The organism is Streptomyces ziwulingensis (genome assembly GCF_039542605.1).
GTDB lineage: Bacteria > Actinomycetota > Actinomycetes > Streptomycetales > Streptomycetaceae > Streptomyces > Streptomyces ziwulingensis.
Genome location: NZ_BAABIG010000041.1, coordinates 109,958 through 126,239, shown reverse-complemented (window position 1 = coordinate 126,239; position 16,282 = coordinate 109,958). Strand labels below are relative to the sequence as shown.

Genomic DNA, 16,282 nt, shown 5'->3' with positions numbered 1-16,282 from the left:
CCTACAGGGGGGCCGGATCAGAAGAGCACGCTCATGAGGGCGCCGGTCTCCTGGAAGCCGACGCGCTGGTAGGTGCGTCGCGCGGGGGTGTTGAAGTCGTTCACGTAGAGGCTGGCGACGGGGGCTATGTCGGTGAGGGCGTAGCGCAGGACCGCGGCCATGGCGGGGGCGGCCAGGCCCTGGCCGCGGTACTCGGGGGCGACCCAGACGCCCTGGATCTGGCAGGCGCGGTCGGTGGCGGCGCCGATCTCGGCCTTGAAGACGACCCGGCCGTCGGTGCCGAAGCGGGCGAAGGAGCGGCCGGTGCCGACGAGTTCGGCGACCCGGGCCTGGTAGAGCAGGCCGCCGTCGCCGGCCAGCGGGGAGATGCCGACCTCCTCGGTGAACATCGCCACGCAGGCCGGCAGGACCGCCTCCAGTTCGTCCTTGCGGACACGGCGGACGTGCGGGTCCGGGGCGATGCGGGCGGGCATGCGGTCGGTGACCATGAGGGGCTGCCGGCCGCGGACCTCGCGGGCCGGGCCCCAGGTGGGTTCGAGGAGCCGCCAGAGCTGGGTGGTGGCGTCGGCGGGGCCGACGATGGAGGAGCAGCGCCGGCCGGCCCGGCGGGCGCGGTCGGCGAAGGCGCGCACGGCGCGCGGGGTGGCGCAGATGGGGACGAGGTTGGCGCCCGCGTAGCACAGGGAGGTCAGCATGCCGGATTCGTACCAGCCCCACATCTCGCCGCCGAGCCGCCAGGGGTCGAGGCCGGCGATCTGCACCCGGGAGGTCACGAAGGCGTTGACGACCGGCTCGCGGTCGAGGACGGCGAGCGCGGCGTCCAGGTCGCTCGGTTCGAGGACCCTTGAGGTGGTCTGGGTCAACACTGTGCGGGGCCTCACCCTAAGGTCTGCTGATCTCCGCACTGTACCTGCGGATGCTTGGCGGCGTCGCCCCGCGTTCCGGCCGCCCCTTGTCCGCCGGTGACCGCGGGGTCGCCCGGCCGTCGGGCCACCGGGTCACGGACCGTCCGGCCGCCGGGCCGCAGACTGTCCGACCACCGGATCGCGGGCCTTCCGACCACCGGATCGCGGGCCTTCCGGCCGCCGGGCCGCATGGCCGTCCGGCCGCCGGGCCGCATGGCCGTCCGGCCGCCGGGCCGCATGGCCGTCCGGCCGCCGGGCCGCATGGCCGTCCGGCCGCCGGGCCGCATGGCCGTCCGGCCGCCGGGCCGCATGGCCGTCCGGCCGCCGGGCCGCATGGCCGTCCGGCCGCCGGGCCGCATGGCCGTCCGGCCGCCGGGCCGCATGGCCGTCCGGCCGCCGGGCCGCATGGCCGTCCGGCCGCCGGGCCGCATGGCCGTCCGGCCGCCGGGCCGCATGGCCGTCCGGCCGCCGGGCCGCATGGCCGTCCGGCCGCCGGGCCGCATGGCCGTCCGGCCGCCGGGCCGCATGGCCGTCCGGCCGCCGGGCCGCATGGCCGTCCGGCCGCCGGGCCGCATGGCCGTCCGGCCGCCGGGCCGCATGGCCGTCCGGCCGCCGGGCCGCAGACCGTCCGGCCGCCGGGCCGCATGGCCGCACGGCCGTCCGACCACCGGGCCCCACACCCTCGTCCCAGACCCTCCGCCCAGCCGGGCCGCTGGGCACCCGACCTGAGGGTCACAGGCCCTCCGGGGGCCGCTGCCCCCGTGCCCCGCGTCGACCCCGGACGGGCCTCGTCCTCCTCGGACGACGGACGGGCTGGGAGATCCCGGCCCGCTTCCGGGTGTGCGGCGCGTCAGCCCGCGGCAGCGGGCGCGTCAGCCCGCCACCGCCACCAACAGCAGGCGCGGCAACCCGACACCGACAATGAGCCTCAGCCCGCCACCGCCACCAACGGCAGGCCCGTCAGCCCGCCACCGACACCGACACACCGACACCGGACAACGAGCCCGTCAGCCTGCCACCGCCACCGACGGCTCGCCGGAGGCCACGCCGTCTGCCTCCATCTGCTCGGCCAGCTTCATGGCCTCCTCGATGAGGGTCTCGACGATCTTGGACTCGGGGACGGTCTTGATGACCTCGCCCTTGACGAAGATCTGGCCCTTGCCGTTGCCGGAGGCGACGCCGAGGTCGGCCTCGCGGGCCTCGCCGGGGCCGTTGACGACGCAGCCCATGACGGCGACGCGGAGCGGGACATCCATGCCGGTCAGGCCGGCGGTGACCTCTTCGGCCAGCTTGTAGACGTCGACCTGGGCGCGGCCGCAGGACGGGCAGGAGACGATCTCCAGGCCGCGCTGGCGGAGGTTGAGCGACTCCAGGATCTGGATGCCGACCTTGATCTCCTCGACCGGCGGGGCCGACAGGGAGACCCGGATGGTGTCGCCGATGCCCTGGGAGAGCAGGGCGCCGAAGGCGACGGCCGACTTGATCGTGCCCTGGAAGGCGGGGCCGGCCTCGGTGACGCCGAGGTGGAGGGGGTAGTCGCACTGGGCGGCGAGCTGCCGGTACGCCTCGACCATGACGACCGGGTCGTTGTGCTTGACGGAGATCTTGATGTCGCGGAAGTCGTGCTCCTCGAAGAGGGACGCCTCCCACAGGGCGGACTCGGCGAGCGCCTCGGGGGTGGCCTTGCCGTACTTCTGCAGGAGCCGCCGGTCCAGGGAGCCCGCGTTCACGCCGATGCGGATCGGGGTTCCGTGGTCCTTGGCGGCCTTGGCGATCTCCCTGACCTTGTCGTCGAACTGCTTGATGTTGCCGGGGTTCACGCGGACCGCCGCGCAGCCCGCCTCGATCGCGGCGAAGACGTACTTGGGCTGGAAGTGGATGTCGGCGATGACCGGGATCTGCGACTTCCTGGCGATCACGGCGAGGGCGTCGGCGTCGTCCTGGGTGGGACAGGCCACGCGCACGATCTGGCAGCCGGAGGCGGTCAGCTCGGCGATCTGCTGGAGCGTGGCGCCGATGTCCGAGGTGCGGGTCGTGGTCATCGACTGCACCGACACGGGCGCGTCCCCGCCCACCGCCACGGTGCCGACCTGGATCTGCCGGCTCTTGCGGCGCTCGGCGAGCCTGGTCGGAACGGACGGCATGCCGAGAGAAATCGCAGTCATCTGCTGTGCAACCCCAAGTCGTGGATCAAGGTCCGGTCCCGTCAGCGGCGGGCTCAGACATTCGAGATTACGGCACCGACATGAACACCGGACACAGGCGTACGGGCAATACACCCTTTGGCTGCCATCTCGGCGCGCGAGGGCGTGAAGCCCGGTCCGGAGGGACATGCTCTCCGGATCGGGCTTTTCATCGGACGATCGGGCCGTCAGCTAATGCGCACCGGGTTGACGACGTCCGCCACCAGGACGAGCAGCGTGAAGCAGACGAAGACGCCCGCCACCACATAGGCCACCGGCATCAGCTTCGCCACGTCGAACGGACCGGGGTCCGGCCGGCGCAGGACCTTCGCCACGTTGCGGCGCAGCGACTCCCACAGGGCCCCCGCGATGTGGCCGCCGTCCAGCGGCAGCAGCGGCAGCATGTTGAAGAGGAACAGGGAGAGGTTGAAGCCCGCGACCAGCATCAGGGCCATGGCGAGCTGCTGGGTGGGCGGGATGTCCAGGGTGAAGATCTCGCCGCCGACGCGGGCGGCGCCGACGACGCCCATCGGGGAGTCGGGTTCGCGGGGTCCGTCGCCGAAGGCGGCGTCCCACAGCGCGGGGATCTTGCCGGGCAGGGCGGCGAGGGAGTCGACGGCGTCGCCGATCCGCTCCCCCATCCAGGTCACCGAGGAGCCGAAGTCCTGCTTCACGATGCCGGTGGCGGCGCTGAAGCCGAGGAAGCCGGCGGTGACGTACTCGCCCTGGACGTACTGGCCGCTGCCGTCCTTCTTCGCGACCTGGTTGGAGGCGATCTTCGCGTGCAGGGTGACCTGGGCGCCGTCCCGGTCGACGACGATCGGGATCTCCTTGCCGGGGTTGGCGCGGATCAGGTCGGAGAGGCCGTTCCACTCGTCGGTCCGGACGCCGTCGAAGGAGACGATCTTGTCGCCCGCCTTGAGGCCGGCCGCGGCGGCCGGGGAGGGCGCGTCGGTGTCCGTGCACTTGTCACGGTTCTCGGTCTGGGAGATGACGCACTGGGAGACCGAGCTGACGGTGGTGGTCTGCTGGGAGATGCCGAAGCCCATGAGGACGATCAGGAACAGCACGACCGCGAGGATCAGGTTCATGAACGGGCCCGCGAACATCACGATGACCCGTTTCCACGGCTTGCGCGTGTAGAACAGGCGCTTGTCGTCGCCGGGCTGGAGTTCCTCGAAGGCGGCCGAGCGGGCGTCCTCGATCATTCCGCGCCACGGCGAGGTGGAGCGGGCCTCCACCCGGCCGTCGGGGCCGGGCGGGAACATGCCGATCATGCGGATGTAGCCGCCGAAGGGGATGGCCTTGACGCCGTACTCGGTGTCGCCCTTCTTGCGGGAGAAGAGCGTCGGGCCGAAGCCGACCATGTACTGGGGCACCCGGATGCCGAAGAGCTTGGCCCAGGAGAGGTGTCCCAGCTCGTGCCAGGCGATCGAGAAGAGCAGGCCGACCGCGAAGACGACTATGCCGAGGATGAACATCAAGGTCGTCATGCACGGGCCTCCGCCGTCTGTGCCGTCAGTTCCCGGGCCCGGGCGCGGGCCCAGGTCTCCGCTTCGAGGACGTCCGCGACGGTCAGGGAAGTTCCCGGCGGCGGGGTGCCGTGTTCGCCGACCACCCGGGTGACGGTCTCCATGATCCCGAGATACGACAGCGCGCCGGCGCGGAACGCCTCCACGCACTCCTCGTTGGCGGCATTGAACACCGCCGGGGCCGTCCCCGCGAGTTCCCCGACCCGGCGGGCGAGGTTCACCGAGGGGAACGCCTCGTTGTCGAGGGGGTGGAACTCCCAGGTGGACGCCTTGTTCCAGTCGAAGGCGGGGGCGGCGTCGGGAATCCGTTCCGGCCAGCCGAGGCCGATGGCGATCGGCCCGCGCATGTCGGGGGGCGTCGCCTGGGCCAGCGTGGACCCGTCCGTGAACTCCACCATCGAGTGGACGTACGACTGCGGGTGCACGACCACCTCGATGCGGTCGAAGGGGATGTCGTAGAGGAGGTGTGCCTCGATGACCTCCAGGCCCTTGTTGACGAGGGTCGCGGAGTTGATCGTGATCACCGGTCCCATGGCCCAGGTGGGGTGGGCGAGGGCGTCCTCGACCGTTACGTCGGCGAGCTGTTGCCTGGTCCGGCCGCGGAACGGGCCGCCGGAGGCGGTGACGACGAGTTTGCGCACGTCGGCGCGGGTGCCGGCGGCCAGGGCCTGGAAGAGGGCGGCGTGCTCGGAGTCGACCGGGATGATCTGTCCGGGCTTGGCGAGCGCCTTCACCAGGGGGCCGCCGACGATGAGCGACTCCTTGTTGGCGAGTGCGAGGGTGCGGCCCGCCTCCAGGGCGGCGAGGGTCGGCGCGAGGCCGATGGAGCCGGTGATGCCGTTGAGCACGGTGTGGCAGTCGGAGGCGGCGAGCGAGGCGGCGGCGCCGGGTCCGGCGAGGATCTCGGGGAGCGGTTCCCCGGTGCCGTACCGGGCGCGCAGGGCCTCGCGCAGGGCGGGGACGGCGTCCTCGCGGGCCACCGCGACGGTCCCGGCCCGCAGCCGGTACGCCTGCTCGGCGAGGAGGGCGACCCGGCCGCCGTTGGCGGACAGGGCGGTGACCCGGAAGCGGTCCGGGTTGCGCAGGACGAGATCGATGGCCTGGGTGCCGATGGACCCGGTCGAACCGAGGATCACCACGTCCCTGGGGCCGTCGCCGGCCACCGGGTCGTAGACGAGATGCGGGTCGGCGAGAGGGGCAGGACTGTCGCTCATCCCCCCATTGTTGCCGCAACGGCCGTCCGGCAGGACAGCGCGTCCCCCGGGCGGGCGGCACGTGGTCCGCCCGGGGAGCGCCGCCGGCCGCATCTCACCTGATGGGACGGTGCTTGTCCGTCTCGGCGGTGGGGCCGGGGGTGGCGTCGGCGATCCACGGCCCGTCGCCGGACGGGTCGACGATGCCGTCCTCCAGCCAGGCGTAGGTGCCGGACAGCACGCCCTGGACGACCTTGCGGTCGAGGTCGTCGGTGTTGGCCCACAGCCGGCCGAAGAGTTCCTCGATCCGGAGGCGGGACTGGCGGCAGAAGGCGTCGGCGAGCTGGTAGGCCTCGCGGCCGTGCTCGCCCCGGCCGCGCAGCAGCTCGGCGCGGACGCAGGCGGCGCTCATCGCGAAGAGTTCGGCGCCGATGTCGACGATCCGGCCGAGGAAGCCCTGCTTGGTCTCCATGCGGCCCTGCCAGCGGGACATGGCGTAGAAGGTGGAGCGGGCCAGTTTGCGGGCGGTGCGCTCGACGTGCCGCAGATGGCCGGAGAGGTCGACCTCGTGCTTGAACTCGCTGTAAGAGGTGGGCAGTTGGCCGTGGCCCGCGACGAGTTTCGGGAGCCACTTGGCGTAGAAGACACCGGCCTGTGCGCCCGCCCTGGCCTTGTCGGTCAGGGTCTTGTCCGGGTCGATGAGGTCGCCGGCCACCGACAGGTGGGCGTCGACCGCCTCGCGCGCGATCAGCAGGTGCATGATCTCGGTGGAGCCCTCGAAGATGCGGTTGATGCGCAGGTCGCGCAGGATCTGCTCGGCGGGCACCGCGCGCTCGCCGCGGGCGGCGAGCGAGGCGGCGGTCTCGAAGCCGCGGCCGCCGCGGATCTGGACCAGTTCGTCGGCCATCAGGCAGGCCATCTCGGAGCCGTAGAGCTTGGCGAGGGCGGCCTCGATGCGGATGTCGTTGCGGTCCTCGTCGGCCATCTGGGAGGAGAGGTCGAGGACGGCTTCGAGGGCGAAGGTGGTGGCCGCGATGAAGGCGATCTTGGAGCCGACGGCCTCGTGCAGCGCCACCGGCCGGCCCCACTGCTCGCGCGCCGCGGACCACTCCCGGGCGATTTTCAGACACCACTTGCCGGACCCGACGCACATGGCGGGCAGTGAGAGCCGGCCGGTGTTGAGGGTGGTCAGGGCGATCTTCAGGCCGGCGCCCTCGGGGCCGATGCGGTTGGCCGCGGGGATGCGGACCCGGTGGAAGCGGGTGACGCCGTTCTCCAGGCCGCGCAGGCCCATGAAGGCGTTGCGGTGCTCGACGGTGACGCCCTGGGCGGCGGCTTCTACGACGAAGGCGGTGATGCCGCCCTGGTGGCCCTCGGACCTCGGTACCCGGGCCATGACGACGAGGAGGTCGGCGACGACGCCGTTGGTGGTCCACAGTTTGACGCCGTCCAGGACGTAGGCGTCGCCGTCGGGGACGGCGGTGGTGGCCAGCCGGGCCGGGTCGGAGCCGACGTCGGGTTCGGTCAGCAGGAACGCGGAGATGTCGCCGTCGGCCAGGCGCGGCAGGAAGGTGTCCTTCTGCTCCTGGGTGCCGAACTGTTTCAGCGGCTGTGGCACGCCGATCGACTGGTGGGCGGAGAGCAGGGCGCCGATCGCCGGATTGGCGGATCCGACCAGGGCGAGCGCCTTGTTGTAGTAGACCTGGGTCAGGCCGAGGCCGCCGTACCTGGTGTCGATCTTCATGCCGAAGGCGCCGAGTTCCCGCAGGCCGGTGATCACCTCGTCGGGGATCCGCGCGTCGCGTTCGATCACGGCGCCGTCGATCCGCGTCTCGCAGAAGACGCGCAGCGCGGCGAGGAACTCCTCGCCGCGTCGGGTGTCCTCGGCGGCCGGGAGCGGGTGCGGGTGGATCAGGTCGAGGCGGAAGCGGCCGAGGAACAGTTCCTTGGCGAAGCTGGGTTTGCGCCAGTGCTGTTCCCGGGCCGCCTCGGCGACCTCGCGGGCCTCGCGTTCGGTGACGGCCGGCCGGGAGGAGGGGGTGGTTGGTGCGGTCATGAGGCTCACCTCGCCGCGCATAGGGATCCGCGCATAGGGATCGGGGGGGAAGGGCCCGTGAGGATCGTTCCGGCGGAGTTCGCGGGCCTGTGTCACCCATCGGCGTTACTCGATCGTATGTACCGGATTCGGACGGGTGCCGCCACCCTTCGCGCGGCCGTTCGGCCGAGGCGCCGAAGAAGGCGCGTAAGAAGGCGCCGAAGGGGTTTCGGTCGGGGTGCCGGAGGGGGTGCGGTGGCGAGTGTCGAAGCGCTTCGACCGGCTATGGACACCCATCGGGCGCGGGACTACTGTCTAGCCACCCTCAGTCGCCCCCAGTTCCGCAAGCGCTTCCTGTCGAAGCGCTTCACACAGTCATGGAGAGCTGGATGGTCACTCTCGCCGAGGTCGCCCGGCACGCCGGAGTCTCCGCGAGCACGGTGAGCTACGTCCTCAGCGGCAAGCGGTCCATCTCCCTCGCCACCCGGCAGCGGGTGGAGGAGAGCATCCGGCGGCTCGGGTACCACCCGCACGCCGGCGCGCGGGCCCTGGCCAGCAGCAGGTCGAACATCATCGCGCTGATGGTCCCGCTGCGCACGGACATGTACGTGCCGGTGATGATGGAGATCGCCATCGCCGTCACCACCACCGCCCGCACCCACGGGTACGACGTGCTGCTGCTCACCGGCGAGGAGGGGCCGGACGCGGTGCGCCGGGTCACCGGCAGCGGGCTCGCCGAAGCGATGATCCTGATGGACGTGGAACTCGACGACGAGCGGCTCCCCCTGCTGCGCGCCACCGACCAGCCCTCCGTACTGATCGGGCTCCCCGCCGAGACGGACGGGCTGACCTGTGTCGATCTCGACTTCGAGGCGACCGGCGCGCTGTGCGTGGAGCATCTGGCCGCGCTCGGGCACCGGGACATCGCCGTCATAGGGGAGGCCCCGGCCGTCTACGAGCGGCACACCGGGTTCGCCGAGCGCACCCTGCTGGGGCTGCGGGACCGCTCCCGCCGACTGGGCCTGGGGCTGCTGCACCGGCCCTGCGCGGGCGGGTACGACGCGCTGGCGCTGACCCTCGCCCGGATCTTCGACGAGCGGCCCGGCACGACGGGGTTCGTCGTGCAGAACGAGTCGGCCGTCGAACCGCTGCTCGCGCTGTTGCGGCAGCAGGGCCGGGCGGTGCCCGAGGACGTGTCGGTGGTCGCCGTCTGTCCGGAGCAGGTCGCCCTCCACGCGTCGGTGCGGCTGACGTCCGTCGCCGTCCCCGCGCAGGAGATGGGCCGGCACGCCGTGGAGCAACTGGTCGCCAAGCTCGGCGGGCGCGGCAGCGACGAGGTGGTGCTGCTGGCACCGGAGCTGACGGTCCGGGCGAGTTCGGGGCCGGTGCCGGCCCGGCCGTGACGGCCGGACCGGTGGCCGGGCCGGCCTGACGGTCGGCGGCGGCTCAGCCGCCGCTGACCGTCAGGTTGTCGGTGCGGAAGTCCAGACCGCCGGCCGACGAGGTGATCTCGTAGCCGAACTGCACGTCACCGATGGTCTCATTGCCCATCCAGCCCTTGGTGTCCTTGATCCACTTGAGGATCGGCAGGATGTTGACGGTGCCGGAGGTGGAGTCCGAGGCGCGCAGGAACGAGTAGACCTCGTTGGCGCCGTTGTTCCCCTTGTAGACGTTCCAGGTGTGGCCGCCGAGGGTGACCGAGCCCTGGGAGGTGCCGAGCGGTCCCACGGCGCCGTGGTAGTTGACCCAGAGCATGATCTCGTGGTCGTAGTCGGTGTCCCAGATGTCGTACGAGGTGTTGTACGCGCCCGCCGACGGGACCGTGACGTGGTAGGTGCTGCTCAGCGAGGTGAGCGAGCCGATCGCCTTGTTGATCACCTTCTTGCTGTTCGGGTAGGACTTGATGCCGCCGGTGTTCGGGTGGTCGGCCCAGACGCCCCAGTTCGTACCGGAGTTGGCCCAGACGCACTGGCTGCCGGCGCCGGAGCCCCAGATGTTGTTGTAGAGGAGGTAGCCGTTCAGGGTGGTGTTGCCCCACTGGTCGCAGGAGTTCCAGACGGCGGCCTGGGCGGGGGCGGCGGCGAGGCCGGCGGTGGCGCCGAGGGCGAGCGCCGGGGCCAGGAGTGCCTTGGTGACGCGGCCGAGCGTGCGGGTTGCCATGGTGTCCCTTCCATGGGTGGGGGGTGGTGCCGGGTCACCGCGCCTTGAAACCGAAGGCGCGGTCTTCTCCGGCGACGAGGTCGAGCGGCTCGGCGCCGGTGGAAGTCCTCAGGTCGATGCGGTGGCTGCGGGTGGGGCGCAGGACGGCCGTGGCGGTGCCGTCCGCCGCCCAGGTGAGGTCCAGCTCCGCCCCGAACCGGGTGCGTACGCCCTTGAGGGCGCCCGTCGGCCAGGTGGCGGGGAGGGCGGGCAGCAGGACCAGGCGGTCGGGGGTGGAGTGGACGAGCGCCTCGACGAGCACCGCCGGGAGGGTGTGGGCGGCGTCCGCGTTGTAGACGTCGCGGCGGGGGTAGTGCGCGCTCATCAGGGAGGCGTGGAAGAAGTCGCCGGTGAGGACGGTGGCCAGCGCGTGCGCCACCCGGTCGGCGTCCCGCAGCCGGGCGGCGACCAGGGCGTGGTGGAGGTGGCCGTGCGCGGAGTCGTTCTCGGCGCCGCGCAGGGCGAGCGCGCGGTGCGCGGCGGCGGCCAGCTCGGGGGTGTCGTACGGGTTGATCTCGTCCAGTGGCCAGACGCCGTAGAGGTGGCTGAGGTGGCGGTGGTCGTAGGTGTCGGCGAGGTCCGGGCGGGCCCACTCGGCCAGCGCGCCGTCCGCGTTGATCCGGTGCGGCGGCAGCCGGTCGGCGAGGGCGCGCCAGCGGGCCGCGTGCTCCGGGTGGCGGTCGGCGGCGGTGCGCAGGGCGTGCCGGGCGGCGGAGAGGTCCATGGCGGCGTCCAGCGCGCCCCAACTGGCGTCGGCGGGCCGGTTCTCCGGTGAGTAGGACGGTACGACGGTGAGGCGGCCGGCTGTGTCCGTGCGGGTGAGGAAGTCCTCGTAGAAGAAGGCGACTTCGGCGAGGGCTGCGGTGGTGCGCGGGTCGTGGCCGCCGTGGCACTCGTCGTGGTCGACGAGCGGCTTGAGCAGCCAGTCGGCGCCCGCGGTCCACAGGTGCAGGGGGTACTCGCGGCTGAAGTGGTACGTGTGGCCACACTCGCCGTCGGTGTGCGAGGGCGCGACCACGCCCCGGGCGCCGAAGATCTCGCGGGCGTTGTCCCGCCAGTCGGGCAGTTGGCGGTGGACCAGGCGGGCGAGCGCCTCGGTGACCTCGGGGAGGGCGGTGGCCGCGGCGGCGGCGGTCTGGAGGTTGAGGTTGGCGTTGGTGGTGAAGGCGCCGGACCAGGCGGTGTCCCAGTCGCCGGTCCACAGGCCGGTGAGCCGGGGCGGGAGGAGGCCGCTGGCGGAGAGCAGGTGGTAGCGGCCGGCGGCGAAGAGGCGCTCCGGGAGGGCGGCGCTGTCGGGGCGGGCGAGCAGTGCGGAGCCCGGCAGGGCGCGGTCGGCGGGGTCGGCGGCGAGGTCGAGGGTGACCCGCTGGTAGGCGGTGCGGTGGAGGGCGAGGTGGCGGCGGAGCAAGTCCTGATAGCCGGCCTCGGCCAGGTCCCGCAGGGCGCGGCCCTCGGCCGCCGCGTCCGGCTCGCCGGTGTGCCGGCGCACCCGGGTCAGCAGCAGCACCTCGGCGGCGTCCTCGACGCGCGCGCCGGGGGGCGCGAGGACGGTCCGGCCGCCGGTGACGACGACCAGGGTGGTGCCGGTGACCGCCAGGTCTCCGCCCGGATAGCGGGTGGTGAGGCTGAGCAGGGCGCCCTCGGCGGTGAGGACGGCGCCGTGGCCGACGCGGAGCCCGTGCGGGGCGCCGGGCAGGCGGGGGTCGAGCGTCACGTCGAGGGTGAGGGGCGCGGCGGTGACGTGCTGGACGATCACGTCGTCGGCGCGGGAGACGAAGACCCGGCCGGCCCAGTCGGCGTGGGCGGCGGTGGTCTCGCCGGTGGAGAAGTCGACGGTACGGCGGTACCCGCGGCCGTGGCCGGTTGGCGGCGGTCGGTCCAGGCGCAGTTGGAAGGCGGGGTGGAAGGCGCGTACCCAGGTGAGGGGGCGGCCGTCGGTGAACTCCTCGGCGGCGGTGCGGTCGCCGGCCAGCATGCGGTCCTGGAGCGCGGACAGCCGGGCGGCGAGCCGGGGCGGCCGCCGGCGTGCCTCGTCGCCGTCGGGGCGGACCAGGGTGTGGTGGGTGACGACGACCCGGTCGGCGTGCGGGTCACCGAAGACGAGGGCGCCGTGGTGGCCGTTGCCGCTGAGGAAGGCGTCCTCCCAGCGGGCGGCCGGGGACGGCTCCCAGGTGCCGTGGACCGGGCCCGGCGCGGCGCGGCCGGCAGCGGCGGCGGCGGTCATGGTGCGAGTACCGCCGCGCCGTGCCGGCCGAGGGTGACGCGGTCGGTGACAAGGACTCCGGTCAACAGGTCGCGGTGGCTGCCGGGGACCTCGACGGTCACCGGGTCGCGGCCGTGGTGGAGCAGGAAGAGCAGGTCGCCCCGGCGTACCGCCTCCACCTCGGCGGGCAGGCCGGCGAGCACCGGGCGGACGCCCGCACCGGCGGCGATGCGCGTGAGGAGGCCGCGCAGCGCCCCCGGTGCGGGCAGCGTGGAGAAGTACCAGGCGGTGCCCTTGCGCAGCAGCGCGGGCAGGCCGTCGAGTTCGCCGCCCCGGTAGGGGACGGTCTCGGCGGCGGTGCCGTCGGGTTCGATCTCCTCCGACCACAGGGTGCCGTCGAAGCCCTCGCAGTGCGCGCTCTCCCCTTCCTCCAGCGGCCACCACTCGTGCAGGGTGCGGATGCCGAACAGGGCGCGCAGCCGGGCGTCCATGGCGCCGGGCCGTACCCGGTCGTCCTGGTCGGTGACGCCGGTACGGAACCCGCAGACCAGGGTGCCGCCCTGTGCGACGTAGCCGAGGAGGTTGTCGACGGCGGTGTCGTCGAGGGCGTGGAGCTGGGGGACGACGACCATGCGGTACGCCGTCAGGTCGTGCGCGGGGTGGGCGAAGTCGGTGGTGAGGTGGGCTTCCCACAGGGCGCGGTGCCAGGCGGTGAGGATGTCCGCGTGGTCGATCCGGGCGGAGGAGCGGGCCTGGTGGGCCGAGGCCCACCAGGCGTGCCAGTCGTGGAGGACCGCGATGTCGGCGCGCACCGGCCGGCCGGCCGTCTCGGGGCCGATCGTCGCCAGGTCGGCGCCGAGCCGCTTGACCTCCTGGAAGCCGCGGCCCTCGGGTCCGGCGTGGCCGAGCATGGCGGAGTGGAACTTCTCCGCGCCCTGCCGGGACTGGCGCCACTGGAAGTAGCAGACGGCGTCGGCGCCGCGGGCGACGGCCTGGAGGGACCACAGGCGGGTGAGGCCGCGCGGCTTGGGGTGGTTGACGTCCCGGAAGGTGACGGCGCCGGTGGCCTGTTCCATCAGCGCCCAGGGGCCGCGGGCCTGGGAGCGGGTGAGGTCCTGGACGAGGGCGCCGCGCTGGGCGGCGAGCGGGTCGCGCGGGTCGGGGTAGAGGTCGACGGAGACGACGTCCTCCTCCTCGGCCCAGCGCCAGCCGTCCTGGCCGAAGAAGAGCGGCATGAAGTTGGTGGTGACCGGGATGTGCGGGGTGTGCCGGCGGACGATGTCACGTTCGGCGGTGAAGCACTCCAGGAGCATGTCGGAGGTGAAGCGGCGGAAGTCCAGCACCTGGGCGGGGTTCTTCAGGTAGTGCGTGCGGCGGGCGGGCAGGATCTCCTCCCAGTCGCCGTAGGTCTGGCTCCAGAAGGCGGTGCCCCAGGCGGTGTTGAGTGCGTCGAGGGTGCCGTACCGGACGCGCAGCCAGTCGCGGAAGCGGGCGGCGGCCTCGTCGCCGTGGTCGTAGGTGCAGTACTCGTTGTTGAGGTGCCACAGGATGAGGGCCGGGTGGCCGGCGTAGCGGGTGGCGAGCGCCTCGGTGATCTCGGCGGCGTGGCGGCGGTAGACGGCGCTGGAGTGCGAGAAGTGCTGGCGGCCGCCCCAGGACTCGGTGCGGCCGTCCTCGTCGCGGGGCAGGGTGTCGGGGTGCAGGCGGCCGAGCCAGGGCGGGGGCGAGGCGGTCGGGGTGGCGAGGACGACGCCGACGCCGTGCGCGTGCATGAGGTCCATCAGCCGGTCCAGCCAGCCGAAGTCCCGCTCCCCCGGGCGTGGTTCGAGCCGGGACCAGGAGAAGACGCCGAGGGTGACGGAGTTGACGCCGGCCTCCTTCATGAGGCGGACGTCCTCGTACCAGGTCTCCTCGGGCCACTGCTCGGGGTTGTGGTCCCCGCCGTAGAGGATGCGACCGCGGGTGGCGTCGCTCAGCTCGGGCATCTGGCGGTCCGTCCTTCTGCGTGGGGGAGGCGGGGGCGGCCGGGCCGGGGGGGCCGCCGCGGCGGGGGCACGGGTCAGCCCTTGACGGCGCCGGTGAGCATGCCCTTCTTGAAGTGGCGCTGGACGAAGGGCGACAGGACGGCGACCGGGAGCAGTGCCATGACCATCACGGCCATCTGCACGGCGAGGCCGGAGAGTTCGCCGGTCTTGATGGCCTGGCCGAGGCCGACCGGTGCCTCCTGCTTCTGCACGAGCTGGATCATGACGTTCTGCAGCGGCATCATGTCCTGGTCGTTCAGGTACAGCGAGGCGTTGAACCAGGCGCTCCAGTAGCCGACGGCGTAGAAGAGCGTGATCACCGCGAGGACGGCGCGGGAGAGCGGCATGACGATTTTCCACAGGATGCGGAAGTCGCCGGCGCCGTCGATGCGGGCGCTGTCGATCAGTTCCTGGGAGATCCCGGTGAAGAAGCCGCGCAGCACCAGGATGTTGAAGACGCTGAGCGCGCTCGGCAGGATCAGCGCGAGGTAGGTGTCGGTCAGGCCGAGCGACTGCACCAGCAGGTAGGTCGGGATGAGTCCGGCGCTGAAGAACATGGTGGCCAGCAGCAGCATCAGTATCCAGCGGTGGCCGAGCGAGCCGGTGCGGGACAGGCCGTAGGCGCACAGCACCGAGACGGTCATGGAGAACACCGTGCCGACCAGGGTGACCAGGATGCTGATGACCGCGGCGCGGGTGACCTGGCCGCCGCCGAGCAGTTCCTGGTAGGCGACGAAGGTGACGTCCTTGGGGATCATCACCAGGCCGCCGGCCTCGTCGATGCGCTGCCGGGAGGACAGGCTGGTGACGACGACGATCCACAGCGGGAAGAGGATGGCGAGGCAGGCGAGGAGCAGGACGAGGCCCTTGCCGGCCACGCCGGCCGCGGCGGGCCTCTCCTCCCAGGCCGGGCGGGGCGGCGCGCCCCACCGGGACGGCTGCCCGGACTCGGGTCGGTCGATCACCGCGGTCACTTCTTGTACACCCCCTGCTCGCCCATGAGATGGGCGACCTTGTTGGCGGCGAGGACCAGGCCGAGGCTGATGACGCCCTTGACGAGTCCGGCGGCCGCCGCGTAGCCGAAGTCCTGGTTGCGTACGCCGTTCCACCACACGAAGGTGTCCAGCACCTCGGCGGCGCCGGGCCCCACCATGTCGCGTTGCAGCAGGATCTGTTCGAAGCCGACGGTGAGCGCGTCGCCGACGCGCAGCACCAGCAGCAGCGCGATCACCGGGCGGAGCGCCGGCAGGGTGACGTGCCACATGCGGCGCCGGCGGCCCGCGCCGTCCATCGCGGCGGCCTCGTACAGGTCGGGGCTGACCGAGGCGAGCGCGGCGAGGAAGACGATGATCCCCCAGCCGGCGTCCTTCCAGACGCTCTGCGCGGTGATCAGCAGCGCGAAGGTGTCCGGGTCGGTCATGAAGTCCAGGCCGTCGTAGCCGTGCTCGCGCAGCAACTGGGAGAAGATCCCGGCGCCGCCGAAGAGTTGCTGGAAGACGGCGATGACCAGGACCCACGAGAAGAAGTGGGGCAGGTAGAGGATGGCCTGGGAGAGCGCCCGCACCCGGGGCCGGACCACGCTGTTGAGGAGCAGCGCGAGCAGGATCGGGATCGGGAAGAAGAGCACGAGCTGGAGGATGAAGAGGATCAGCGTGTTCTGGACCGCGTTCCAGAACGCGGAGTCGGCGAAGATCCGCTCGAAGTTCTCCACGCCGACCCACGGGCTGTGCAGCATGGAGACGACGCCGTTGTCGCTGAGGTAGGGGTCGTAGTCCTGGAAGGCGACGACGTTGCCGAGGATCGGCACGTAGTGGAAGACCAGGATGAGCAGCAGCGCCGGCAGTGTCATCAGCAGCAGTACGCGGTCGCGCCGGAAGCGCAGGCGCAGGCTCGGTTTCCCGGCGGGCCGGTCCGGGGTCCCGGTGGCGTCGCCGGGCGCCACCGGGGTCTCTTCCGTCGTCTCGGCCTCGGCCCTGCTCCGAGGCACCGTGCTGTGCGACACGGCCGT

The 16,282-nt window shown here is 72.5% G+C and carries 12 protein-coding genes; 1 reads left to right on the top strand and 11 read right to left on the bottom strand.

From position 1 onward, the window contains the following. Positions 1-17: 17 nt before the first annotated feature. The 6 genes from ABEB00_RS21005 to ABEB00_RS20980 form a co-directional block, all read right to left on the bottom strand. Entirely contained in the window at positions 18-866 is an 849-nt protein-coding gene (locus ABEB00_RS21005; protein ID WP_345621471.1) for a GNAT family N-acetyltransferase, read from the bottom strand. 11 nt (positions 867-877) lie between these two features. Then, positions 878-1,573 (bottom strand): TrbL/VirB6 family protein, encoded by a 696-nt coding sequence (locus ABEB00_RS21000; RefSeq protein ID WP_345621470.1) that lies wholly within the window; start codon positions 1,571-1,573, stop codon positions 878-880. Between the two features lie 339 nt (positions 1,574-1,912). Continuing rightward, entirely contained in the window at positions 1,913-3,070 is a 1,158-nt protein-coding gene (gene ispG / locus ABEB00_RS20995; RefSeq protein ID WP_345621469.1) for a flavodoxin-dependent (E)-4-hydroxy-3-methylbut-2-enyl-diphosphate synthase, read from the bottom strand. A gap of 206 nt (positions 3,071-3,276) precedes the next feature. After that, positions 3,277-4,569 carry a M50 family metallopeptidase gene (locus ABEB00_RS20990; protein WP_345621526.1) on the bottom strand — a complete coding sequence of 431 codons (1,293 nt, stop codon included), beginning with the start codon at positions 4,567-4,569 and terminating at the stop codon, positions 3,277-3,279. 8 nt (positions 4,570-4,577) lie between these two features. Continuing rightward, a complete protein-coding gene (dxr, locus tag ABEB00_RS20985; RefSeq protein WP_345621467.1) occupies positions 4,578-5,834 on the bottom strand; it encodes a 1-deoxy-D-xylulose-5-phosphate reductoisomerase in 1,257 nt (418 codons plus the stop codon). A 94-nt stretch (positions 5,835-5,928) separates the two neighbouring features. After that, entirely contained in the window at positions 5,929-7,869 is a 1,941-nt protein-coding gene (locus ABEB00_RS20980; RefSeq protein WP_345621465.1) for an acyl-CoA dehydrogenase family protein, read from the bottom strand. Between the two features lie 368 nt (positions 7,870-8,237). Between ABEB00_RS20980 and ABEB00_RS20975 the strand changes: the two genes are divergently transcribed. Continuing rightward, positions 8,238-9,251 carry a LacI family DNA-binding transcriptional regulator gene (locus ABEB00_RS20975; RefSeq protein WP_345621464.1) on the top strand — a complete coding sequence of 338 codons (1,014 nt, stop codon included), beginning with the start codon at positions 8,238-8,240 and terminating at the stop codon, positions 9,249-9,251. 43 nt (positions 9,252-9,294) lie between these two features. Here ABEB00_RS20975 and ABEB00_RS20970 read toward each other — a convergent pair whose 3' ends face one another. The 5 genes from ABEB00_RS20970 to ABEB00_RS20950 form a co-directional block, all read right to left on the bottom strand. Continuing rightward, on the bottom strand, positions 9,295-10,008 hold the full coding sequence (locus tag ABEB00_RS20970) for a glycoside hydrolase family 12 protein (protein ID WP_345621463.1): 714 nt from the start codon (positions 10,006-10,008) through the stop codon (positions 9,295-9,297). A gap of 34 nt (positions 10,009-10,042) precedes the next feature. Then, positions 10,043-12,271 (bottom strand): glycosyl hydrolase family 95 catalytic domain-containing protein, encoded by a 2,229-nt coding sequence (locus ABEB00_RS20965; RefSeq protein ID WP_345621462.1) that lies wholly within the window; start codon positions 12,269-12,271, stop codon positions 10,043-10,045. Further along, on the bottom strand, positions 12,268-14,235 hold the full coding sequence (locus ABEB00_RS20960; RefSeq protein WP_345621460.1) for a beta-galactosidase: 1,968 nt from the start codon (positions 14,233-14,235) through the stop codon (positions 12,268-12,270). The genes ABEB00_RS20965 and ABEB00_RS20960 overlap by 4 nt, the downstream gene beginning before the upstream one ends. A gap of 74 nt (positions 14,236-14,309) precedes the next feature. Beyond that, entirely contained in the window at positions 14,310-15,248 is a 939-nt protein-coding gene (locus ABEB00_RS20955; protein ID WP_345621459.1) for a carbohydrate ABC transporter permease, read from the bottom strand. Next, complete coding sequence (locus tag ABEB00_RS20950) at positions 15,245-16,276, bottom strand: ABC transporter permease (protein ID WP_345621457.1); 1,032 nt, start codon at positions 16,274-16,276, stop codon at positions 15,245-15,247. Before ABEB00_RS20950 ends, ABEB00_RS20955 begins: the two co-directional genes overlap by 4 nt. Between the last annotated feature and the right edge of the window lie 6 nt (positions 16,277-16,282).

What these genes read in the sequence shown, in the direction of transcription:
- ispG (WP_345621469.1), bottom strand. Translation starts at nt 3,070, where the DNA reads ATGACTGCGATTTCTCTCGGCATGCCGTCCGTTCCGACCAGGCTCGCC.
- ABEB00_RS20990 (WP_345621526.1), bottom strand. Translation starts at nt 4,569, where the DNA reads ATGTTCATCCTCGGCATAGTCGTCTTCGCGGTCGGCCTGCTCTTCTCG.
- dxr (WP_345621467.1), bottom strand. Translation starts at nt 5,834, where the DNA reads ATGAGCGACAGTCCTGCCCCTCTCGCCGACCCGCATCTCGTCTACGAC.
- ABEB00_RS20980 (WP_345621465.1), bottom strand. Translation starts at nt 7,869, where the DNA reads ATGACCGCACCAACCACCCCCTCCTCCCGGCCGGCCGTCACCGAACGC.
- ABEB00_RS20975 (WP_345621464.1), top strand. Translation starts at nt 8,238, where the DNA reads ATGGTCACTCTCGCCGAGGTCGCCCGGCACGCCGGAGTCTCCGCGAGC.
- ABEB00_RS20970 (WP_345621463.1), bottom strand. Translation starts at nt 10,008, where the DNA reads ATGGCAACCCGCACGCTCGGCCGCGTCACCAAGGCACTCCTGGCCCCG.
- ABEB00_RS20965 (WP_345621462.1), bottom strand. Translation starts at nt 12,271, where the DNA reads ATGACCGCCGCCGCCGCTGCCGGCCGCGCCGCGCCGGGCCCGGTCCAC.
- ABEB00_RS20960 (WP_345621460.1), bottom strand. Translation starts at nt 14,235, where the DNA reads ATGCCCGAGCTGAGCGACGCCACCCGCGGTCGCATCCTCTACGGCGGG.